The sequence below is a fragment of the Kitasatospora sp. NPDC052868 genome (assembly GCF_044547105.1).
GTDB lineage: Bacteria > Actinomycetota > Actinomycetes > Streptomycetales > Streptomycetaceae > Kitasatospora.
This window is the reverse complement of sequence record NZ_JBITZW010000021.1, coordinates 38,601-59,342: the sequence shown is the minus strand read 5'-3', so window position 1 is coordinate 59,342 and position 20,742 is coordinate 38,601. Positions and strand designations below refer to the sequence as shown.

Genomic DNA, 20,742 nt, shown 5'->3' with positions numbered 1-20,742 from the left:
GGGGGCGGCGGGGGGGGCCGGGGCGCGGGGGGGGGGGGGGCGCGGGGGGGGGGGGGGGGGGGGCGGCCCCCGGCCGGGGGGGGGGGGCGCCCCCCCCCCCCCCCCCCCCCCCCCCGCCCCCAGGGATCAGCGAACCTCGGGAGTCAGAGGACCTTGGACACGGCGGAGGCCAGCGCCGGCAGTACGTCGGCCGGGTCACGGAAGCGGTGCAGCAACGCCCGGCCCTCGGCGCCGCGCAGGCGGGCGACGACCCTCGCCGGGAGGACCACCGTGCTCAGCAGCCCCGTGCCGTGGAAGCCCTCGACCGTCCAGGACACCCACGGCAGCGGGTAGTTGGCGGCCGGACTGAAGAACACCGGCCGCTGCCCCTGGAACCGCAGCTCGTACAGGCCGAAGCGGCTCCAGTTGGAGAAGCTGAACCGCCGCCGCTCCGGGTCGAAGCCGAGCGGCACGCAGTCCCGCAGCCGGGAGCGCCCGATCGCCTCCAGGAAGCCGAGGTTGGCCCGCATGTTGAGGTGGTCCTCGGCGAACCCCTCCAGCGCCTCCCGCAGGCCCGCGGCGAACGCCGCCGGGCCGTCCTGCGGTGCGTACGGCAGGTGGATGTCGCTCAGCAGGTTGCCCACCAGGGAGGCCGGCAGGCCGAGCGAGCGGCGCACGTTGACCGGCACGGTGACCATGCGGGTCTCCGCGTCGCCGTCCAACTCCCGCAGCACGCTCACCAGATGGGCGCAGAACACATCGCCCGAGGAGAGCCGCCTCCCGGCCGTCGCCTCGAACTCCTCGCGCATCCTCGCGAGTTCGGCGTCGCCGAGGTACATCTGCACGGTCCGGTTGGCCCGCGGCCCGAGCGCGACCTCGCGCGCCAGCAGCGCCGCCTCGGCCGCCTCGGGCAGCCGGAAGCCGGGCCGCCCGCAGTCCTCCTCGGGCAGCACCTTGTCCAGCAACACGTCCTGGTCCTCGACGAGTTCGGCCTCGGGCAGCTCCTCCCCCTCCACCGCCGCGGACCAGGCGCGCATCAGCAGCGCGAAGCTCTGCAGGTCGCCGATCGCATGGTGCCAGGAGCAGCCCAGCACCGTGCCGCCGCCGGACGGCCGGGTGACCCGCACGGTCAGCAGCGGCACCCCGCCCAGCCGGGCGGCGGGGGCGTCCACCGGGTCCACGAGCTGCGCGCCGGCCGAGGTGACCCGGCCCATCGCCTCGACGAGCGTGCCGTCGACCTCGTAGCCGTCCAGCGGTACGCCGGAGTCGTCGCAGACCACCTCCAGCACGTCGCCCACCGTGCGCAGCCGCCCGGCGAACACCGGCACCCGCTCCAGGGCGATCGCCAGTCCGGCGGCCAACCGGTCCTCGTCCAGGGCCTGTTCGAAGAAGAAGACCACCGACACCGACAGGTCGGCGAGCATGGTGTCCATCAACCCGCAGCGCAGCACCGCCCCCTGGGCCCGGCCCGCCCGGACGACCCGGGACTCCCGCAGCTGCGGCCAGACACTCATGTTCCATCCCGGGGGCTCGCGCGGAGTCGTGCGGATCACTCCGAACCATAGGGCAGGCGCCCGGTACGGATCCAGTGGTCCAGTCCAATTGACAGGGTCTCGACCAGCTCGCGAGCCGCTCCGGTCCGCCGTCCGGCGGACTCCCGCAGGACGCGATCCGGCCCACCGGCGATAGAATCCCCGGTATGGGAGAGCGCGCAGGCGCGCCCGCCGCGCCGCCACTGATGCTCGTCACCGACACCGACTCGCAGCTGATCGACCCGAGCCGGGCGTACCACGTCGGCCGCGACCCGACGAGCGAGATCGTGCTGGACGACCCCCGGGTGTCCTGGCACCACGCCGTGCTGCGGGCGAGCGCCGGGCACTGGCTGCTGGAGGACGTCGGCAGCACCAACGGCACCTTCACCGACGGCCGCCGGATCCAACAGGAGGACATCGGCCCGGGCACCCGGCTGCGCTTCGGCAACGCCGCCGACGGCCCCTCCGCCACCTTCGCGGGCCTGCCCCAGCCGCCCGCCGGGGAGCGGACCTCGCTGGTCGCCCCACAGGCCTCCGGCATCTTCCGGCAGCCGACCTCGGTGCTGCGGCTGCCCGAACGCACCGTCCGGATCGGCCGGGCCGGCGACAACGACCTCGTCCTGAACGACCTGGTGGTCTCCCGCCACCACGCCGAACTGCGCACCCTGCCCGACGGCGGCCACGAGATCGTCGACCTGTCCAGCCACAACGGCACCTACCTCAACGGCCGGGCGATCCAACAGGCGCCCGTCGGGCCCACCGACATCATCGGCATCGGCCACGCGGCGCTCTGCCTGGCCGACGGCGAGCTGGTCGAGTACACCGACACCGGCGAGATCTCGCTCAACGTGCAGGGCTTGGTCGTCCGGGTCGGCGCGGACCACCGGGTGCTGCTGGACGGCGTCAGCTTCCCGCTCGCCGAGAAGGCCCTGCTCGCCGTGGCCGGCCCCTCCGGCGCGGGCAAGTCCACCCTGCTCAACGCCCTCACCGGCCTGCGCCCCGCCGACGAGGGAACCGTCCTGTACGACGGCCGCGACCTCTACCGCGACTACGCCGAACTGCGCCGCCGGATCGGCCTCGTCCCGCAGGACGACATCCTGCACACCCAGCTCACCGTCCGCCGCGCGCTGTCCTACGCGGCCGAATTACGCTTCCCCGGCGACACCGAGCACCACGAACGCCAGGCCCGGGTCGACGAGGTGATCCACGAGCTCGGCCTGGACAGCCGCGCCGACCTGGTCATCTCCAGCCTCTCCGGCGGCCAGCGCAAGCGCGTCAGCGTCGCCCTGGAGCTCCTCACCAAGCCCTCGCTGCTCTTCCTGGACGAGCCGACCTCCGGCCTCGACCCCGGGATGGAGCGCTCGGTGATGCAGATGCTGCGCAGCCTGGCCGACGACGGCCGCACGGTCGTGGTGGTCACCCACAGCGTGCTCAGCCTGGACGTCTGCGACCGCCTCCTGGTGCTCGCCCCCGGCGGCCGCACCGCCTACTACGGCCCGCCCGACGAGGCCCTGCCGTTCTTCGGCTTCACCGAGTGGCCGGAGGCGTTCGAGGCCTTCGAGAACGAGGACCACGCCGCCTGGCAGCGCCGCTTCCGCGAGTCCCCGCAGTACGACCGGTACGTGGCCGCCAACGCGCTGCCCCCGGCGCTGCGGGCGCCGCCCCCGGCCTCCCCGATCGGGCCGGAGAAGCCGCAGAGCTGGGCCTCCCAGCTCAGCACCCTGATCCGCCGCTACACCTCGGTGCTGGCCGCCGACCGGCTCTTCCTCACCGTGATGATCGCGCTGCCGTTCATCATCGGCATCATGTGCCGGGCCATGGCCGGATCCCGGCTGAGCTCGGACAACGCCCTCAACTGCCTGCTCACCCTCTGCATCGGCGGTCTGCTCACCGGCTCCGCGAACGCGGTGCGCGAGATCGTCAAGGAACGGCCGATCTACCAGCGCGAACGGGTGGTCGGGCTGTCCAGATCCGCGTACCTGGTCTCCAAGGTGGTGGTGCTCGGCACGATCACGGTCGTCCAGGCCGCCGTGCTGACGGTCGTCGGCCTGGGCGGGGTGGACCTCAGCCCGCCGCTGCCGGGCGGCGGCCAGGTCCCCAGCGGGGTGGTGCTGCCGCCGCTGGCCGAACTCATCCTGGCCGTGGCACTGCTGTCCTTCTCCGCGATGATGCTGGGCCTGCTGGTCTCCGCGCTGGTCCGCAAGGAGGAGGCCACCATGCCGCTGCTCGTCCTGCTCTCGGTGGTGCAGATCGTGTTCAGCGGGGCCATGCTGAAGCTGCACGGGGTTCCGGGCCTCGAACAGTTCGCCTGGTTCATCCCGTCCCGCTGGGGCCTGGCCGCGATGGCCCAGACCATCGACCTGCACGCGATCCTGCCCACCGCCATCACGGCCGACCCGCTGTTCCGCCCCGACCGGAGCGTGTGGCTGCGCGCGATGGTCCTGCTGGTGGGGCTGTCGGCGGTGTTCGGGCTCGCCGTGCTCGCGCTGCTGCGCCGCCAGGAGCCCGCGATCATGCGCAAGTGAAGCGGCCGCCGATGGACGGAGCCCACGGAGCCCATGGACGAATTCGCCTTCCACCCGACCCACGTCGCCCCGCCGGACGGCATGGCCACCTGGACCGCGCCCGACCCGGCGCGGCCCTCGACCCGGCTGGACCCGCTGCTGCCGGTCCAGCTGATCGGTCGCGAGGGCGACTGGGGCCACGTCCTGTGCTCCAACGGGTGGGCCACCTGGGTGGACGGCCGGCTGCTGATCAGCCTCCCGGACGCCCCGCCCGCCGCCACCGGCCCGCCCAGCCGGACCGCCGACCCCCGGCCGGTGCTCGCCCAGGCGGAGGGCGCGCTGGCCCGCTACCGGTCGCTGCTGGAGGACCTCGCCGCCGGCGGCGCCGACCTGGAGACCTTCCAGCAGCGCACCCGGGGGCTGCGGACCGGCCTGGTCATCGACGGCGACGCGCTCTGGGTCTTCGACCCGGTGCACGACCGCTGGTGCTACTGCGACGGGCTCCAGCTGCAGACCTACGCCGCCGCCGTACGGCCGACCGACACCCCGCCCGCGACGCCCTCCACCCCGGTGCCGCGGGTGCCGCCGGAGCCGCCCGGCGAGTACGAGCCCACCCGGGCGGGTGAACCGTGATCCCCCCGGAGCGGGAGGGCGGCGGGGAGCCGGCCGAGGAGGCCGCCACCCGGGCCTCGCCGAGCCTGCCCTCCGGCATGGTGGGACGGCAGGTGGCCGGCTACCGGCTGGAGGCGGAGATCGGGCGCGGCGGCATGGCGGTCGTCTACCGGGCCAAGGACCTGCGGCTGGGCAGGACGGTCGCGGTCAAGCTGCTGGCGCCCGAACTGGCCCGCAACGAGATGTTCCGCCAGCGCTTCAGCCGCGAGTCCGAGGCCGCCGCCGCGATCGACCACCCGCACATCATCCCGGTGTTCGAGGCCGGCGAGACGGACGGCATCCTCTTCATCGCGATGCGCTTCGTCGAGGGCGGCGACCTGCGCGGCCTGATCACCCGCAGCGGGCCGTTCCCGGTCGACCGCGCCGCCCGGCTCGCCCTGCAGATCGGCTCCGCACTGGACGCCGCGCACGACCGCGACCTGGTCCACCGGGACGTCAAGCCGGGCAACATCCTGGTCGCCGCCGGGACGGACGACGAGCACCCCGAGCACCTCTACCTGGCCGACTTCGGCCTCACCAAGAAGTCGCTCTCGCTGAGCGGGCTGACCAGCGTCGGCCAGATCGTCGGCACCCTGGACTACGCGGCGCCCGAGCAGATCTCCGGGCGGCCGCTGGACGGCCGCTGCGACCAGTACAGCCTGGGCTGCGTGGTCTTCGAGATGCTGGCCGGGGCGCCGCCGTTCCGCCGGGAGAGCGACCTCGCGCTGCTCTGGGCGCAGCTCAACGACCCGCCGCCCACCCTGCGGGCCCTGCGTCCCGACCTGTCCGAGGCGGTGGACGCCGTGGTGGCCCGCTCCCTCGCCAAGGCGCCCGAGGACCGCTGGGCCAGCTGCCTGCAGTTCGTCGCCGAGCTGCGCGCCGCCGCCACGCCCGTCCCCGGGCCCTGGGAGTCCGCCGGACCGCCCACCCAGGTGGTCCCGGCCTTCGGCACACCGGTGCCGAGCGAAGTCCCGCAGCCGCCCGCCTGGGCCACCCCGGTGGTCTACCCGGTGCGGCCTGCACCGCTCTGACCGGGGCGCCGGCCCTGATCCGGCCGCGTCGCGGCCACCCGTGCGGCGGAATGCCGCCGGGTGAACCTCCGGCTACCGCCGCGCGGGCGGCGGGCCGGCCGGGGGCGGCCCGGCCGGAGGCTTACCGTCCGCGGCCCCCGCCACCGGTACCTCGCCGCGCCGCCCGAAGCGGGCGGCCAGCAGGCCGCCCAGCCACCCCGCGACCAGTCCCCAGGCCGCCGCCAGCGGCACGGTCACCCACAGCACCGGGTCCAGCACTAGCTTGCCGCCGCCCAGGTCGGCGACCGGGTTGTCGCCCAGCACGGAGCCGAGAAGGTCGCCCAGCCCGCCCTGTCCGACGCCGACGCCGAGCACCGAGAGGCCGTAGGCGGCCGACACCCGCGACCAGACGCCCACCAGCAGCATGGTGACCGCCGCCGCCACCCCGAGCCGGACGGCGTGCTGCCAGAGCCGGACGCCGCGCGGCGAGCGGTAGGCGGCCAGCACCCCGGCCGCGAGCATCAGCACCCCGGCCACCGGCAGCAGCCACCAGGCCCGGGCGTCGTAGTCGGCCAGCGCCCCCAGGTCCACGGTGGCCTCCTGGCCGTCCTGCGCCCGCAGCACGTCGGCGAGGACGGGCGGCATCGGCAGCCCGATCCCGCCCTCCAGGTGGCCCTGCCACCGCCCGCCGAGCCCCACCCCGAACCCCAGCCAGGCCAGGTTGGGCATGGCCAGCAGCACGACCGCCATCGTCTCGCGGCCGTTGCCGTGCACCAGGGCGGTGACGACCCCGGCCACCGCCCCGATGACCACGTACACCAGCAGCACCAGCAGCATCGCGAAGGCGGCGGGCCGCACCACCCGTTGGAACGGCACCAGGCCGCGGGGCAGCGGCGCCCGGCGGGAGACGGCGAACAGCACCGCCAGCACCACCAGCAGCCAGAGCAGGCCGAACCCGAGCGTGCTCACCGCGTCCGCGTGGAAGCCGATCTCCGGGGTCAGCCCGAGGGCGCCGGAGAGCTCCTGCACGAGGTCCCCGCCGAGCGGGACGACGAAGGTGTGCCGGGCGCCGACGGTGAGCAGCGCCAGGGCCGCCAGCCAGACCACCACCGTCCGGGCCACCCGGCCCAGCAGCTCGGCGCCGCCGGCCACCGCGCGGAAGCGCAGCTGCCGCAGGAACACCTCGGCCGTCACCAGGGCGCCGACCAGGCTGACGGAGAGCGGCATCGCGGTGATCCCGGCGTCCACCTGGGCGAAGAAGCCGGCGCCGCCGTCCATCCGGACCGTGCCGCCGACGGCGAGTGCCAGGGTGGCGGCCAGGACGGACGGGAAGCCGCCGCCCGGGAGGTCGTCGGCGCCGGCCAGCCAGAGGCCGAGGGCGGCCACCGCCGCCATCGCGGCGACCCCGGCGAGCACCACCGCCAGGGCGTCCAGCCAGCCGCGCAGGGCGCCGGGCGGGCCGGCCGGCCGGGCCGCCGTGCTGAGGGGCTCCTGGTGCATGCGGGCTCCTGGTTCGACTCGGGTGCCCCCCCTCGGGTCTGCCTCCAGGTTCACCCAGGTCGGCCGCCCGCGCGCTGCGCACGGCGACGGCCGGATCACCTGCTGTTGCGGGTTCCGGAAAGCCGGGGCAGAAATAGAAAGCCAGTGGCAGGAGCCTCTCGCGTCGGCGGCTTTCGCCGACCGCCTGCGAAACGGAGCCCCGATGAGTTCCCAACCGCCCCCTTCCGGTCCCCCGTTCGGCCCGCCGTCCGGTCCTCCCTCGGGCCCGCTCTCCGGGCCGCCGTCGGGCGGCGGCTCGGGACCGAGTTCCACGCCCCCGCCGCCCTCCGGCCCGGGCGGACCGCCGAGCGGGCCGGCCAGCGGGTCCGGTGCGCCCTCCGGTCCCGGCGGGGGCGGCGGGCGCCCGACGCCCTGGTGGCGGTCGGGGAAGAAGCTGGCGCTGGCCGCGGGCACCGCGGTGCTGGCGGTCGTGGCGACGGTGCTGATCGTCAACAACAACGGCAGCAAGTCCAGCGACGCCATCCCGGCGGCCAACGAGGTCGCCCTGCAGAGCCCCTCCGACCCGGGCGCGGCGCCGTTCACCGAGTCGGTGGAGACGACCGCCGTGTCGGCCCCGGCGCCGTCGTCCGTCCAGCCCACCGGGACTCCGGGCGGGGGGACGACGGGCACGACCGCCACCGCCGGCACGACCTCGCCGTCGGGCCTGCACGCCGTGGAGGGGACGAGCAGCGGGCTCTACGCGGGCGAGATGTCCAAGCCGAGCTGTGACACCGAGCGGCTGATCGGCATGGTGTCCGCCGGGGACAACGGCCGGGCCTGGGCCTCCGCCCAGGGCATCCAGCAGTCGGCCATCCCGAGCTACCTGCGCTCGCTCACCTCCACCTACCTGCGGGTCGACACCCGGGTGACCAACCACGGCTACAAGGGCGGCGCCGCGGTCGCCTACCAGTCCGTTCTGCAGGCCGGCACCGCCGTCCTGGTCGACTCGCAGGGCGTGCCGCGCGTGCGGTGCAGCTGCGGCAACCCGCTGAAGCCCCCGGCGCTGGTCTCGAACGCCAAGTACACCGGCAAGCACTGGCAGGGCTTCCAGCCGACCTCGCTGGTCGTCGTGACGCCGGCGCCCGCGCCGGTGAAGGAGCTCGTGCTGGTGAACGTGGTCACCGGCGGCTTCTTCGTCCGGGTGACCGGGCGGATCGAGGTGATCGACAAGACCGTGCCGGCGCCCAAGGGGCCGCTCGCGCCCGGTATCCCGGCGCCCGCTCCGATGACGCCGATCTCGCCGTCGGCCTCCGTCTCCCGCTCCACCTCCGCGTCCGGCTCGACCTCGGGCTCCGGCTCGCCCTCGACCTCCGGCGCGACCACCTCCTCCGGCGGTCCGACCTCCGGGTCCGCCTCCGCCTCGACCACCTCGGGCTCGCCGTCCGGGCCGTCCTCGGGCTCCACCACGTCCTCGGGCGGCCCCACGACCTCCGCGTCGACGGCCACCGGATCGTCAGGACCGACGACCACCGCGGCCAAGCCCACCACGAGCGTGGCGACGACCGCGAGCATGGCCACCACGACCAAGACGACCGCCGCGGGTGCGACCACGACCACCACCACGACGACCACGACGTCCTCGCCGCCGCCCTCCACCGTCTCAGCCGGGTCCTCCGAGTGACCTGACCGCGGCCGCTCCCCCGCCGCTTCGCTCGGCCCCGTCTCTTCTCGGCCCCGTCTCGGCCCGTCTCGGCCCCGCTTCGGCGGGGCCGAGACGTTTCGGTGCCACCTCCACCCAGTAGGTTGGATTATCAAACTCACACCGCTAGGGTGAGTCCCACATTCCAACTCACCCTGGAGAGCGCCGTGAACCACCCGTCCCCGGAGGTACCCGATGCAGCGCGCTGACCGCGCCGGGCTCGTCCTGCTCGCCGCCTGCCTCGGCCTGTTCACGGTGTTCGTGCAGACCACGCAGACCATCGGCACCCTGGGCGCGGTCCGTGCGGACCTCGGCCTCGACTCCGCGGACCTGGTCTGGGTCCCGAGCACGTACACCCTCGTGGTGGCCTCCTTCGTGCTCGGCGCGGGCGCCTTCGCCGACCGCTGGGGGCGGCGGCGGATCTTCCTGGCCGGCACCCTCGCGATGGCCGTCGGCGGCCTGGTCCTGGTGTGCGCCGACGGTCTGCCGGCCGTCCTCGCGGGCCAGGCGGTGGCCGGCCTCGGCGGCGCGCTGATCACCCCCAGCTCCCTCGCGCTGATCACCAACGCCTTCCCCGATCCGCGCCGCCGGGCCGGTGCGATCTCCGCCTGGGCCGCCGCCTCCGGCCTCGGCCTGGCCATCGGCCCGATCACGGCCGGGCTCGCACTGCGCTGGTCGACCTGGCAGAGCGCCTTCTGGCTCGGCCCCGCGGTCGCCGCCCTCGCCGCCACCGCCGCGCTGCTCGGCGTCACCGAGTCCCGGGTCGAGGGCGGCCGACTGGACTGGCCCGGCCAACTCCTCGCCACCACCGGGCTCGCACTGCTCGTCTACTGGCTGATCGACGGCGGCCGGCACGGCTACCTCGCCGGCCGCCCGCTCGCCGCCGCGGTGGCCGCCGCCGCCTTGCTGGCCGCCTTCGCCGTGGTCGAACTACGGGTGCACCAGCCTCTGTTGGACCTGCGACTGATGCGCGACCCGTCGTACAGCGCCGCGCTGCTGCTGGCCGCGACCGTGCTGTTCGGCTTCGTCGGCCTGTCCCTGCTCCAGGTGCTCTGGCTGCAACAGGTCCGCGGGCTGACCGCCCTCCAGGTCGGCGTCCAACTCCTGGCGGAGTTCGGCACCTTCATCCTCGCCTCGGTGGCGGCCGGGCTGCTCGGGCGGCGGTTCGGCGCCGCGCCGCTGATCGTCACCGGGCTGCTGCTGGCCGCGGCGGGCGCCGCGCTGTTCGCCACCGTCGAGCCCACGGACGCCTTCGCCGGATACGCCCTCTCGCTGGTGGTCTTCGGGTTCGGCTGCGGCCTAGCCAACGCCCCGTCCACGGCCCTCGCGGTCGGACACGTGCCGCGCGGCAAGGAGGGCGCGGCGGCCGGCACGGTCAACGCCGCCCGCCAGGTGGGGGCGGTGCTCGGCACCAGCATCCTCGGCACCCTGACCACCACCCGGTTCGAGGAGCACCTCGGCAGGCTCGGCCGACCGCGGCCCCAGGACGTCGCCCAGGCCTTCACGGAGTCCGTCGGCCACGCGGCCTCGGTCGGCACGGCGGTCCTGCTCACCGCAACAGCGGCGGCCACCGGCCTGCTGGCCCTGGCCCGCCGCCGCCCGCCCACCCCGGCGCCCCACCTCCCCGCACCCGCCGCCCGGTCGGACGCGCCGTCGCCCGCCCCCGTACAGCACTGAACGGTCGTCGGGATGGCCGTCCTGATCCACGGCAACCGCTACGGCATGCTCGCCGACCGCGGGACGGAGCACCCGCGGGCCCGCCCAGCCGGGCCCGGGACATATCGGTGGCCGCCGAGGCGATCGGCGTGCTCGCCGCCAGCGGCCACGCGGCGCCGGGTCGCCGTGCGCCCGTCCGGGCACTACCTGATCTCCGGACGAGCGGAGGTCGGATCGTTCCACAGGCCCCGGCCGTACACCCCGTGCCGACCGTTCGGGCTCTCCGGGTACACCGCGTCCAGCAGGCTGCGGACGAACCCGTCGAGGTCGTCCAGACCGGCGGCAGCCAGCGCGCGGGGGCCGTCCGCCAACAGGTGGAGGACGGCGCCGTGCAGGGCGAGCGTGACGCCGGCGGCCCGCTGCGGGGTGACGGGAAGCCCGGCAGCCCGTTGGGCCAATTCGAAGCCCGCGAAGTCGGCCGTGGCGATCTGATCGAGGATCGCTGACAGCCAGGGCTTGCGGGCGGCCTCGCACTGCAGCTCCAGATAGGCGAGCATGCGCGGCCGGCCCGGCCCGGCGAGGTTCGCGAGCAGCCCGCAGAACATGGCCACCAGTCCCTCGCGATCGATGGGCCCTGCTTCGGAGCCCGCCACCTGCACCGTCATCGAGCGGTACTGCTCCACACACCGCTCGGCCACCGCGCGCAGCACGGCATCCCGGGTCGGGAAGTAGTTCTTCGCGGTCCCCGGCGGCACCCCCGCGGCCGCGTCGACGGCCCGGTGCGTCAGGCCGCGCCCGCCGGCATCGGCCAGCACCTCGATGGCCGCGTCGCCCAGCAGGTTGCGACGATTTTGATTCACCGTCAATTCCTCTTTCTAGGCGCCGACTTGTTTCTAATCAACCCCAGACGTGGTACCACAGATGTAGTAGCGGGCATTGTAGTGGCGAGCACCGACAGGCCGCGCCAACCCGCCGATGGCCTCCGCTCAGGCAGCGGGAGAGTCACCCGTACGAACAGTCGGAAGCAAGGGAGTCGAACGATGGAAACACGAGACCACGGCGCCCCCTGGGGCACCACCCGCATGGCGCCGTACGCCGAGTCCGACCTGGTTGCCCCACTCACCCCGGTGATCGACCCCGAGACCCAGATCGCCGTGATAATCGACGAGTACGGCCGCACGGTCGAGCTCGGCGACCACCTCACCGTCAACAGCCCCTCGAACTCCACGAGTACCAGCAGCAGCACTCAGAACTCCACGAGCACAAGTGGTCCTGACAGCTACGACTCCGACAACAACTCGGACTCGGACTCCGACTCGGATCACGACCCCAGCGGCTGGTGATGACAGGCCCGGGCGGGTCCGCGCTCGTCCTGACGAACCGTCATGACGTGACCGCCGACCTGGTTCTGCGCATCCTCGCGGAACGCAAGGTCCCGGTGGTCCGTCTCGACCCGGGCGTGGACCTGCATGCAGGTGCCGTGCTGACCGCCACGTACCGCACAGGCGATCAGCGCGGCACCTTGCGCACGCCGAGCCGAGAACTCGACCTCACGGAAGTCCGATCCGTCTGGACCCGCCGCCCCTCGCCCTTCCAGGGACCGGACGAACTGGACGAACAGGAGCGCCGGTTCGCCGGATCACAGTCCCTGTGGGGCGTTGGCGGCATCCTGGCCTCGCTCCCCGGAGCCCACTACGTGAACCACCCGTGGAACAACCGGGCGGCGGAGTACAAGCCGGCCCAGCTCGCCACCGCCCAGCGCAGCGGCTTCGCGGTCCCCGGCACGTTGATCACCAACGACCCGGACGAAGCACGGGAGTTCGTTGCCGGTCAAACCGGCGCAGTGGTCTACAAGCCGTTGTGGAACACCCCGTACGAGGTCGACGGCCGGGCGCAACAGGTGTGGGTGCGGGAGGTGCGCACGCACGAGATCACCGCTGCGGTGGCCGCCTGCCCCCACCTGTTCCAAGCCAAGGTGGAGAAGGCATTCGACGTACGGGTCACGGCGGTCGGAACCCGGCTGTTCGCGGTCCGGATCGACAGTCCTGATCTCGACTGGCGGCAGCGCCAGTCCCTGATGGAGTGCATTCCGATCGACGTCCCCGCCCGGGTCGCGCGCTCGGTCTCCGCCTATCTCACCACCTGCCGACTGGTCTTCGGTGCTTTCGACTTCGCCGTCACGACTGCTGGTGACTGGTACTTCCTTGAGTGCAACCCCAACGGACAGTGGGCCTGGCAACCCGACTCCGTCACCGACGCGATCGCCCTCGCCATCGCCGACCGACTTCAGAAGGGCCCAGGGGCGTGAACCGCCTCGCCACGCACTGCGCCGTGTCGGACACGGCCCAGACCTTCAGGGCAGCAGCACCTCGGCGTCCTCCGGTGCGAGCACCCGTCCGTCGGACGAACGGACCTCCAGCGCCGCGACCGGCTCCCCGGCCGAGCGGTCCACCAGCCGCGCGCGGGGCTCGCCGTCCTCGAAGAACCAGGCGTCGCCCCACTGGCGCAGCGCCGTGACGACGGGGAAGAGCGCGCGCCCCTTCTCGGTGAGCAGGTACTCCTGGTACGGGCTGCCGTCGGCGGCCGGCACCGATACAAACACCCCCGTCGCGACGAGGTTGGCGAGCCGTGCGGAGAGGATGTTCTTCGCCAGGCCGAGGTTCCGCTGGAACTGGCCGAACCGCCGCAGCCCGTCGAAGGCGTCCCGGACGATCAACAGCGTCCAGCCGTCACCGACCACGTCGAGCGGGCGGGCGAGCGGACAGACCGAGTCCTCGTGCGTGGTGCGCTTCGGCACTGGTCCCACCTCTCACCGACCGGGCTGTGCGGGCGGCCTTCGAGTCCACAGCTTGCGCTGCGCAACGCTACCGCGTGCCCGGCGCCCCGACCCTCAACCCGCGACGGCGAGTTCGGCGACCACCGCACGGTGGCCGGTGCCGTGCACGGCGTGCTCCCCGACGGCCGACACACGCTCTCCCTGCGGATATTCGCTTGCGGCCGATGCGCGGGGCCTGCCAGTCTGCGGCACATGACGAACCGAGAGGCGGTCTCCGCCATCATGCGATGAGCGGAGCGACGCCACCCGCAGAGCGGGTATCCGACGCACCATTCTCCGACTCCCCTGCCGGGCCCGCCGGGCAGCTCGCGCTGATCTGCGCGCTGCGCGACGAATGGCTCCGGCACGGGCTCTGCACACTCCCCGCCGACCGGGCGGTGGCCGAGGAGGCCGTCTCCCGGCTGTACGGGCTGATCGGCGAACCGCCGCCGCACTTCCTCTGGGTCGACTCGCCCGCCGCTGCACGGGGGTTGATCGCCGCCCGGCGGACGGACGCACCCACCTGGCGGGTCGGCGGAACCCTCCCGACCCGGGGTGGGGCCTGGCCGGCCGCGGCCCGGCTGGCCTCGCTGCTGTCCGACCTCCGCGCCCGCCTGGACCACCGGATCGCCAGGTCGCACCCTCTCTCCTGGAACCGGCCGGACCACATCTACCGGGACGCCCGCACCCTGCCGCCCCAATCTGCGCTCGCGGCCGGGCTCCCCGTCGACTCGATCACCGACATCACCGTGGAGGCCTCGCTCGCGGACACTCTGCGCGACGCGTTCTGCGCTCCCGTGCGCACCGCCCTCCTCGCCGGCGCCGGCAGCGCGCTCGGCCTGACCTGGTACGGCCAGCAGGACGCGGACTGGGTCGGCCACTACGACACCCGCCGCCGGGCCGGCCTGGCGGTCTACGGGCGCGAGAACGACCGCCAACTCGACCTCTGGGCGGCGCTGGCCCGGTCAACCGGCTGGTGGTGGCCCGCCGAGGGTCGCTGCGTCCTGGCCGAACGGCCGGTCGCCCTCCACACCGAGGCCCTCCCGCACGGCCACCACGGTCAGCGGCGGCTGCACCGGGAGGACGGCCCCGCGGTCCGCTTCGCCGACGGCGCCGAGGTCCACTCCCTGCACGGGACGCTCGTCCCCGCCTGGGTGGTGAACGACCCCACGGTGGAACGCATCCACGCCGAGCCGAACATCGAGGTGCGCCGCTGCGCCATCGAGCGCGTCGGCTGGGAGGCGTACATCGAGCAGGCCGGGCTGGGGCTGGTCTCCACCGCACCCGATCCGGGCAACCCCGGGTCCGAACTGCGGCTCTACCACCTGCCGCAGCAGTCCTGGGGCGTGCCCGCGCGGGTCCTGCTGGCCGTCAACGGCTCGGTCGAGCCGGACGGGCGGCGGCGCCGCTACGGCCTGAGCGTGCCCCCGTACCTCGACGACCCGCTGGCGGCGGCCGGCTGGTCCTACGGCCTGAGCGGCCGGCAGTACGCGCAACTGGTCCGTCGCACCTGAGCGTTCGTGCCGCCCTCCCCTTCACACCGTTCCGGCCCTCCCGGCCCATCACATCCCGAGGTGATTCGCATGCCCATCAGCACCGACGACGTCCTGACCCTCGCCGACCTCACCGCCCTCACCGGACTGGACGTCCTCGATCACCTGGAACGCGAGGTGGCCGTCCCCGTGGTGGCCGGGCTCCAGGCCCAGGGCGATCTGATCGTCATCCCGCAGTCCTTCCTGGAGACCGTCACCCTCACCCCGTTCGGCTACAGCCGCTGGCTCGACGTGCCCGCCGCCGGCCTCGAACTGCTGCGCAGCGCCGGGGGCGGCAACCCCCACTCGCTGGTCGCCGATCCGGGCGCCTGCCGGTGGACCGACGCCATCCACGATCCGACCGGCCTGGCGCTCGGTCTGATCGACGCGACCGCCGTCGCCTATCTGATCCACCCCGAACACGGCGCCACCGGCATCGCCCCCGGCCGCTACGTGGTCCGGCGCCAGCGCGAACGCGGCACCGGCTTCGGCATGGTGCTCGGCCGCTCCATGAACCGAATGGTCTGCGACTGACCACCGGGCCGGGTCCCGCCCCGGTGGGCCTGTGAGCGGGCCCACCGGGTGGGGCGGGCGGGGGGTCAGATGGTGGTGCCGAGGTGCGCGGCCCACTTGGCGCGCCAGGTGAGGGCGTCGGTGACGCCCTCGGCGATGGTGCGGCGGGCGGTCCAGCCGAGGAGGTCGCGGGCGGTGTCGACGGAGGTGTAGCAGCCGATGACGTCGCCCGGGCGCGGGGCGGCCTCGCGGACGTCGAGGCGGGTGCCGACGGCCTGTTCGAAGGCGGCGACGAGTTCGCGGACGGTGGTGCCCTCGCCGGTGCCGACGTTGATGACGCGGTAGCGGTCCTCGGCGGCGGGCTCGACGACCTGGTCGAAGCGGGTCAGCGCGGCGACGTGCGCCTCGGCGAGGTCCTGGACGTGGATGTAGTCGCGGATGCCGGAGCCGTCCCGGGTCGCCCAGTCGACGCCGGTGACGGTGAACGGCGCACCGGTGGTGTGGGCCTCGATCAGCTTGCCCAGGGCGTGGGTGGGGTTGAGGTCCTGGAGGCCGGTGCGCAGCTGCGGGTCGGCGCCGATGGGGTTGAAGTAGCGCAGCGCGATGACGCGGATCGCCTCGGCGCCCTCGGCGCGGGTCCAGTCCTGGAGGACCTGCTCCATCATCTGCTTGGTGCGGGCGTAGGGGCTGTTGGCGTCGACCGGGCAGGTCTCGTCGACCCGGGCGTCCGGGGTGGGGGCGTAGATGGAGGCGGAGCTGCTGAAGACGACGCGGGTGCAGCCGTTGCGCTGGAGGGAGTCCAGCAGGTCGACGGTCTTGGCCACGTTCTCGCGGTAGTAGTACAGCGGCCTGGCGACGGACTCCGGTACGACGATCTTCGCGGCGCAGTGCACGGCGGCGTCGATGTCGGGGTGTTCGGCGAAGACGCGGTCGAGGAGCGCCGGGTCGGCGATGTCGCCCTGGTAGAAGATCCGGTCCTCGACGAACTCGGCACGGCCCTTGGAGAGGTCGTCGAGGACGACCGGTGTGATGCCCTGGTCCAGCAGTGCCGACGCGACGGTGCTCCCGATGAATCCCGCGCCACCGGTGATCAGGACCTTCTTCATACGCGCGTGCTCCCTTGCGGTCGGCCGGACGCCCTGGTGGCGTCCGGTGACAGTGGGGACGGTGGTTCGGGCCCGACGGTTCCCCGCCGGGGCGGATCAGCGCAGGCGGGCGCCGGGGCGGGGGGTGCCGCGGCGGAGCCAGTAGCCGGCGGCGACCAGGAGCACGGCGGCGACCGCAGTGGCGATGGCGGCCCAGGTGGCCGCGTCGGACCCGCTGTCGGACCCGCCGCCGGATCCGTCCGCGGACCCGCCCGCGAGCGTCGCCGCGGCGGCCACGGACGGCGAGGCGCCAGACGAGGCGGACGGCGTGGCGGACGGCGTGGCGGACGGCGTGGCGGACGGCGCCGGGGAGAGGGTCGGGCCGAGGGTCGGTGTGGCGGCCGAGCCGGGCACCGGCAGCGTCGGGTCCGAGATGGCGGTCGCCTCGACGTCGAGTTCGCGCTCGCCGTGGCCCAGCGAGGGGAACGCGCAGTCCACCGTGATCCGCCAGTGGCCGGCCGGCAGGATCTCCCGGGTGGTGTACGACCCGGGGCGGCCGGGGACGGCGACCAGCCGCCACGGGCCGGCCGAGCGCCCGTCCGCGGAGGTGGCGGCGAGTGTCCCGGCGAACTCCTCGGTGACGGGGTCGTGGTCGTTCTCCCAGGTGGCCACGGTGGTGATGTGCCCGCCGTCCTGGCCGGCCACCTCCAGGTGGACGGTGTCGCCGTGGGCGGCGGCGGGCACGACGGGCGCCAGGACGGCCGCCCCCGCCAGAGCGAGGACGGCCAGGGTGCCGAACGGACGGGTACGCATGGTGGGGGCTCCTCGTGGGGGGTAGCGGGTACGGGCCGCCGCCGCAGTTTGCGACGACGGCCCGCACCCTCGGGTGCCGCGGTGGGTCAGGAGGTCTTCTGCAGCGACCAGGACTGGTAGGCCTGGCCGTTGGGCTTCTGCAGCTCCAGCAGCCAACCGCCGTAGTACCAGCGGCTGCTGACGCCCAGGACCAGGGTCGAGCCCTCGGCGGTGATGGTGAACCCGCCGCCCGACGGGGTCAGCTGCCACTTCTGGGCGGCCGAACCGGAGCAGGGCTGCTGCGCGAGGTACTGGCCGGCCACCGGGTCGCCGCCCAGCTGGAGGCACTTGTCGGAGCGCACGGACTTGATCCGCAGCGCGCCGTTGCCCGCGTCCTCGAAGCTCCACTTCTGGTTGGCGTACCCGGTGCGCTGGTAGGCGATCGCCACGGTGCCGTTGTTGAGCGAGCTGCCCCACAGGTCGGCGGCCTGGCCGGTGAGGCCGTTCACCATCGTGTAGCGGGAGCCGGTCTGCGGGCGGCCCGCGTCGGCCAGGGTGTGGAAGGTCGCCGGGCGGCCGGGCTTGGACACCGCGCCGGCGGCGTCGCGGACGGCGATCGCGACGGTGTAGGCGGTACCGGGGGCAAGCCGGACCACGCCGACGGTGGTGGCCTTCACCGTGCCGATGGCCTGGCCGTTCAGCAGCACGTCGTAGCCGGTGGCCGCGGGGACGGCCGGCCAGCTCAGCACGACGGAGTTCGGGGTGACCTGACTGGCCGTCACATCAGGCCCGGTGGCCCCGGTGCCGGAGGTGGGGCTCGGCGAGCCGGTGGGGGTCGCGGTCGGGCTCGTCGTCGCGGTGGGCGAGGCGGTCGGCGAGGCCGTCGGCGAGGTGCTGGAGGTCGCGGTCGGGCTGGGGGAGGCCGTCGGCGAGGCGGTCGGCGACGGGGTGCGGGTGGGCGAGGCCGTCGGCGAGGGGGTGTTCGTCGCCGTCGGGCTCGCGGTCGGCGTGGGGCTCGGGTTCGGCCCGGTGCCGCCGCCTGCGATCAGGAAGCGGTTGCTGGCGACGTTCCAGTGCGTGGCCAGGTAACTGCCGGCCGCGGGCGAGGTGTTGTAGTAGTCGTCGTGGTGGCAGTCGAGCCGGGCGTCACTCGCGTTGTCCGGGCAGACCGTCTTCATCGCCGGGTAGTAGGGGGTGTCCGAGTAGCACATCAGGTCCCACTCGTCGACGCAGTGGCCGCCCTTGCTGGAGTTGGGCGCGCTGTTGCTCACCGCGCCCAGGTTGTGGCCGAGTTCGTGCGCGGCGGTGTGCCCGCCCCAGCAGCCGGAGTCGGTACGGCCGTACGAGGGGCCGAAGTTGCTCAGGTTGTCCTGGCCGGGCCGCTCGTCACCGGCGAAGGTCCCGATGCCGCAGTACACCTTGGCATCGGTGAACATCATGTACTTGCGGTCCTTGCGGTTGAACCCCTGGGCGGCCACCGCGCGGTTGCTCGCGTTGAAGTCCTGGATCTCGGAGTCGGAGACCTGCACGTTCAACACGGAGGCGGAGCAGTCGGGTTCGGTCACGAACCGGACGTGCCGGACGCCGCCGGTCTCCTGGGCGCTGGCGTTGTAGATGACGTCGACGTCCGCCGCCCACTTCTTGAACGAGGCGAGGTACTGGGCGAACCGGTCGTTGCCGGGCCCGTGGACGTACACCACCTGGACCCGGTTCCCGCTGGTGCCGTCGCCCTCGCAGACCACCCCGGACCCGGCGGCGGGCGCGGCGGCGGGCGCCGCGGGCGATCCGGCGGCTGCCCCGGCGTCCCCGAGCAGCGCCTTCTGGGCCGCGTCCAGGACCGGCGCCGCACCCTTCAACAGGTCGGCGGCGGCGGGCGGTTGGGCGTCAGCCGGAGGTGTCAGAGCGGGCACCTGGGCGGCCGCGGCGGCCACCGGCGCGACGTCCTTGTGGATGTCCACGTCCTTGGGCGGCGCGTCCGGGCCGTGGCTGCACAGCTCCCCGCCCGGCACCTCCAGCGAGCCCGCGCAGCGGTCGCCGGTCGGCAGCGTCAGACCGGCGTAGACCAGGCCGCGCTCCGGCTGGTCCTTGGGTATCTCCTTCAGCGGCGCGGCCTTCTTCTCGCGCTGCGGCGCGGGCGCCCTGGTCGCGCCCTCGGCCGTCCCGGTCACACCGGGATCGCCGTCATCGGTGGCCGCTCCGACCGTGCCCGCCTCCGCCCGGTCGGCCGAACCGGCCACCGCCGCCGTGGAACTGGTCCGGTCGGCGGCCGGGTCGAGTGCCGTCTCGATGCCCAGCGCACCGGCGACCAGTCCGGCCGCCACGGCGACCGCCAGGAGCGCCGTCCGGCGTCCCGTCCTCCCGCGCCGCTTTCGGCGCTCTGCACTCCGGTGTCCCATGCGCTATTCCTCTCCGAGTGCGACGGCCCGAGCGCCACACAGCGTGGCGGCCAGGCCTTCCGACACCCCGGAGAGCGCATCCGACCGGAGGCAATAACAGAAACATCTTGCGAAAATCGTCAGCTTGCTCGTGACGGCGTTCCCGGCGCGCTCCTGGCGGTGTGCGCAGCGCACCGGCGGCCGGGTCCGTGGACGCCTCCGCCGGCACCGTGGCGGGCACAGCCCGCCGCCCGCTCCCCCCGGGCCCGGACACGGCGATTCAGGCCCCTACCGCCGGTGGGCGACGCCGCGTCACCCGCCCTGCCGCGGCCGCTCATCCGCAGAGGGAACCGCCGGCGACCGCCGGTGTCAGGCCGCCACCCCGACGGCCGGGGCGGTCCCGGCCACCGGGGCACCCGCCCCGGCGAGCGGGCCGTGCAGCCGCGCGAGCGAGGCCGCCAGCCGAGCAGGGTCCCCGGCCAGCCAGAGCCTCAGTGCGGCGGCGAGCGCACCACTGGCGGGACCGGTCGGCAGGCCGCTGGTCCGGGTGACCCGATCGCCGACCAGCGGCAGCAGTTCGGCCACCGGCTCGGGCAGCCACAGCGTGACGGCGCACGGCGCCGGTCTGGCGAGGACCCGTGACAGTCGCAGCGCGCCCGCGTCGGCGTACAGCGCGGGGATCACGTCCAGCAGGCCGTCCGCCGCCACGTCGGACACGTCCCTGTTGTGACCACGCGCCAGTGCGCGCAGCAGCGCCCGCTCGGCGGCGGTGATCCGGACGGTCAGCATGACTTCTTCGCAGTCCATGGTCCCAGTTCCCGTCTTGTGCGTGTGCCCGTCGTCAGGTCGTGAACAGGTCGTGCACGGGTGGTGTCCCCCGTCCGGTGCCGCTGCTCGATTCCTGCCCATCAACGGGCGTCGGCTACCGGCGTGATCAAGCCGTAGTGGCCACCGGCTCGGCGGCCGCGAACCGGCCCGGGCCGCACCGGGGTCGGCCGGTACGAGGGTCCTCCCGCACCGGCGCCGGCCCGCGGCCGCACGCGGCTCGGGGGCGGACCGGTAGTACGGACCGGTGGTGCGGACGGGGCATCGGGATCCTCCTTCGTTCCGCACCATGCTG

17 protein-coding genes are annotated in these 20,742 nt (G+C 74.1%); 9 read left to right on the top strand and 8 right to left on the bottom strand.

Translation table 11 applies throughout. The features are described from left to right. Nucleotides 1-143: 143 nt before the first annotated feature. A complete protein-coding gene (locus ACIGZJ_RS28345) occupies nt 144-1,493 on the bottom strand; it encodes an acyltransferase (protein ID WP_396459898.1) in 1,350 nt (449 codons plus the stop codon). A 185-nt stretch (nt 1,494-1,678) separates the two neighbouring features. Here ACIGZJ_RS28345 and ACIGZJ_RS28340 point away from each other — a divergent pair, with 185 nt between their 5' ends. From ACIGZJ_RS28340 to ACIGZJ_RS28330, 3 genes are all read left to right on the top strand, one after another. Continuing rightward, nucleotides 1,679-4,036, top strand: a complete 2,358-nt coding sequence (locus ACIGZJ_RS28340; RefSeq protein WP_396459897.1) for an FHA domain-containing protein — start codon at nt 1,679-1,681, stop codon at nt 4,034-4,036. A gap of 33 nt (nt 4,037-4,069) precedes the next feature. Then, nucleotides 4,070-4,648, top strand: coding sequence for a hypothetical protein (locus ACIGZJ_RS28335; RefSeq protein WP_392938584.1), 579 nt, complete (start codon nt 4,070-4,072; stop codon nt 4,646-4,648). Between the two features lie 77 nt (nt 4,649-4,725). After that, the gene (locus ACIGZJ_RS28330; protein WP_396459948.1) at nt 4,726-5,697 is read left to right on the top strand and encodes a serine/threonine-protein kinase; all 972 of its coding nucleotides are present in this window, start codon (nt 4,726-4,728) and stop codon (nt 5,695-5,697) included. A 72-nt stretch (nt 5,698-5,769) separates the two neighbouring features. On the opposite strand, the gene ACIGZJ_RS28325 is transcribed toward ACIGZJ_RS28330, so the two are convergent. Further along, nucleotides 5,770-7,176 (bottom strand): streptophobe family protein, encoded by a 1,407-nt coding sequence (locus tag ACIGZJ_RS28325; protein WP_396459896.1) that lies wholly within the window; start codon nt 7,174-7,176, stop codon nt 5,770-5,772. A 469-nt stretch (nt 7,177-7,645) separates the two neighbouring features. Here ACIGZJ_RS28325 and ACIGZJ_RS28320 point away from each other — a divergent pair, with 469 nt between their 5' ends. Together ACIGZJ_RS28320 and ACIGZJ_RS28315 are read left to right on the top strand one after the other, a co-directional pair. Further along, on the top strand, nt 7,646-8,836 hold the full coding sequence (locus tag ACIGZJ_RS28320; RefSeq protein WP_396459895.1) for a DUF6777 domain-containing protein: 1,191 nt from the start codon (nt 7,646-7,648) through the stop codon (nt 8,834-8,836). 213 nt (nt 8,837-9,049) lie between these two features. Then, nucleotides 9,050-10,531, top strand: coding sequence for an MFS transporter (locus ACIGZJ_RS28315; protein ID WP_396459894.1), 1,482 nt, complete (start codon nt 9,050-9,052; stop codon nt 10,529-10,531). Nucleotides 10,532-10,713: 182 nt separating this feature from the next. Here the strand turns inward: ACIGZJ_RS28315 and ACIGZJ_RS28310 are convergent, their stop codons facing one another. Continuing rightward, nucleotides 10,714-11,370 (bottom strand): TetR/AcrR family transcriptional regulator, encoded by a 657-nt coding sequence (locus ACIGZJ_RS28310; RefSeq protein WP_396459893.1) that lies wholly within the window; start codon nt 11,368-11,370, stop codon nt 10,714-10,716. Nucleotides 11,371-11,550: 180 nt separating this feature from the next. Between ACIGZJ_RS28310 and tgmA the strand changes: the two genes are divergently transcribed. Next, complete coding sequence (gene tgmA / locus ACIGZJ_RS28305) at nt 11,551-11,853, top strand: putative ATP-grasp-modified RiPP (protein ID WP_396459892.1); 303 nt, start codon at nt 11,551-11,553, stop codon at nt 11,851-11,853. Then, entirely contained in the window at nt 11,853-12,818 is a 966-nt protein-coding gene (gene tgmB / locus ACIGZJ_RS28300) for an ATP-grasp ribosomal peptide maturase (protein ID WP_396459891.1), read from the top strand. The genes tgmA and tgmB overlap by 1 nt, the downstream gene beginning before the upstream one ends. A gap of 45 nt (nt 12,819-12,863) precedes the next feature. Here tgmB and ACIGZJ_RS28295 read toward each other — a convergent pair whose 3' ends face one another. After that, the gene (locus ACIGZJ_RS28295; RefSeq protein WP_396459890.1) at nt 12,864-13,307 is read right to left on the bottom strand and encodes a winged helix-turn-helix transcriptional regulator; all 444 of its coding nucleotides are present in this window, start codon (nt 13,305-13,307) and stop codon (nt 12,864-12,866) included. A gap of 266 nt (nt 13,308-13,573) precedes the next feature. On the opposite strand from ACIGZJ_RS28295, the gene ACIGZJ_RS28290 reads away from it, so the two are divergent. Together ACIGZJ_RS28290 and ACIGZJ_RS28285 are read left to right on the top strand one after the other, a co-directional pair. After that, nucleotides 13,574-14,839, top strand: a complete 1,266-nt coding sequence (locus tag ACIGZJ_RS28290) for a DUF6745 domain-containing protein (RefSeq protein ID WP_396459889.1) — start codon at nt 13,574-13,576, stop codon at nt 14,837-14,839. Between the two features lie 69 nt (nt 14,840-14,908). Next, a complete protein-coding gene (locus ACIGZJ_RS28285; RefSeq protein ID WP_396459888.1) occupies nt 14,909-15,391 on the top strand; it encodes a hypothetical protein in 483 nt (160 codons plus the stop codon). Between the two features lie 65 nt (nt 15,392-15,456). Here the strand turns inward: ACIGZJ_RS28285 and galE are convergent, their stop codons facing one another. From galE to ACIGZJ_RS28265, 4 genes are all read right to left on the bottom strand, one after another. Then, on the bottom strand, nt 15,457-16,476 hold the full coding sequence (gene galE / locus ACIGZJ_RS28280; RefSeq protein WP_396459887.1) for a UDP-glucose 4-epimerase GalE: 1,020 nt from the start codon (nt 16,474-16,476) through the stop codon (nt 15,457-15,459). A 96-nt stretch (nt 16,477-16,572) separates the two neighbouring features. Then, nucleotides 16,573-17,268, bottom strand: coding sequence for a hypothetical protein (locus tag ACIGZJ_RS28275; protein ID WP_396459885.1), 696 nt, complete (start codon nt 17,266-17,268; stop codon nt 16,573-16,575). 86 nt (nt 17,269-17,354) lie between these two features. Further along, nucleotides 17,355-19,643, bottom strand: a complete 2,289-nt coding sequence (locus tag ACIGZJ_RS28270) for an RICIN domain-containing protein (protein WP_396459884.1) — start codon at nt 19,641-19,643, stop codon at nt 17,355-17,357. Between the two features lie 348 nt (nt 19,644-19,991). Continuing rightward, entirely contained in the window at nt 19,992-20,429 is a 438-nt protein-coding gene (locus ACIGZJ_RS28265; protein ID WP_396459883.1) for a hypothetical protein, read from the bottom strand. Between the last annotated feature and the right edge of the window lie 313 nt (nt 20,430-20,742).

Bases quoted from the DNA above. Each gene is read 5' to 3' on its own strand.
- galE (WP_396459887.1), bottom strand. From the start codon at position 16,476: ATGAAGAAGGTCCTGATCACCGGTGGCGCGGGATTCATCGGGAGCACC.
- ACIGZJ_RS28340 (WP_396459897.1), top strand. From the start codon at position 1,679: ATGGGAGAGCGCGCAGGCGCGCCCGCCGCGCCGCCACTGATGCTCGTC.
- ACIGZJ_RS28275 (WP_396459885.1), bottom strand. From the start codon at position 17,268: ATGCGTACCCGTCCGTTCGGCACCCTGGCCGTCCTCGCTCTGGCGGGG.
- ACIGZJ_RS28325 (WP_396459896.1), bottom strand. From the start codon at position 7,176: ATGCACCAGGAGCCCCTCAGCACGGCGGCCCGGCCGGCCGGCCCGCCC.
- ACIGZJ_RS28270 (WP_396459884.1), bottom strand. From the start codon at position 19,643: ATGGGACACCGGAGTGCAGAGCGCCGAAAGCGGCGCGGGAGGACGGGA.
- tgmB (WP_396459891.1), top strand. From the start codon at position 11,853: ATGACAGGCCCGGGCGGGTCCGCGCTCGTCCTGACGAACCGTCATGAC.
- ACIGZJ_RS28335 (WP_392938584.1), top strand. From the start codon at position 4,070: ATGGACGAATTCGCCTTCCACCCGACCCACGTCGCCCCGCCGGACGGC.
- ACIGZJ_RS28315 (WP_396459894.1), top strand. From the start codon at position 9,050: ATGCAGCGCGCTGACCGCGCCGGGCTCGTCCTGCTCGCCGCCTGCCTC.
- ACIGZJ_RS28285 (WP_396459888.1), top strand. From the start codon at position 14,909: ATGCCCATCAGCACCGACGACGTCCTGACCCTCGCCGACCTCACCGCC.
- ACIGZJ_RS28290 (WP_396459889.1), top strand. From the start codon at position 13,574: ATGAGCGGAGCGACGCCACCCGCAGAGCGGGTATCCGACGCACCATTC.
- tgmA (WP_396459892.1), top strand. From the start codon at position 11,551: ATGGAAACACGAGACCACGGCGCCCCCTGGGGCACCACCCGCATGGCG.
- ACIGZJ_RS28330 (WP_396459948.1), top strand. From the start codon at position 4,726: ATGGTGGGACGGCAGGTGGCCGGCTACCGGCTGGAGGCGGAGATCGGG.
- ACIGZJ_RS28265 (WP_396459883.1), bottom strand. From the start codon at position 20,429: ATGGACTGCGAAGAAGTCATGCTGACCGTCCGGATCACCGCCGCCGAG.
- ACIGZJ_RS28345 (WP_396459898.1), bottom strand. From the start codon at position 1,493: ATGAGTGTCTGGCCGCAGCTGCGGGAGTCCCGGGTCGTCCGGGCGGGC.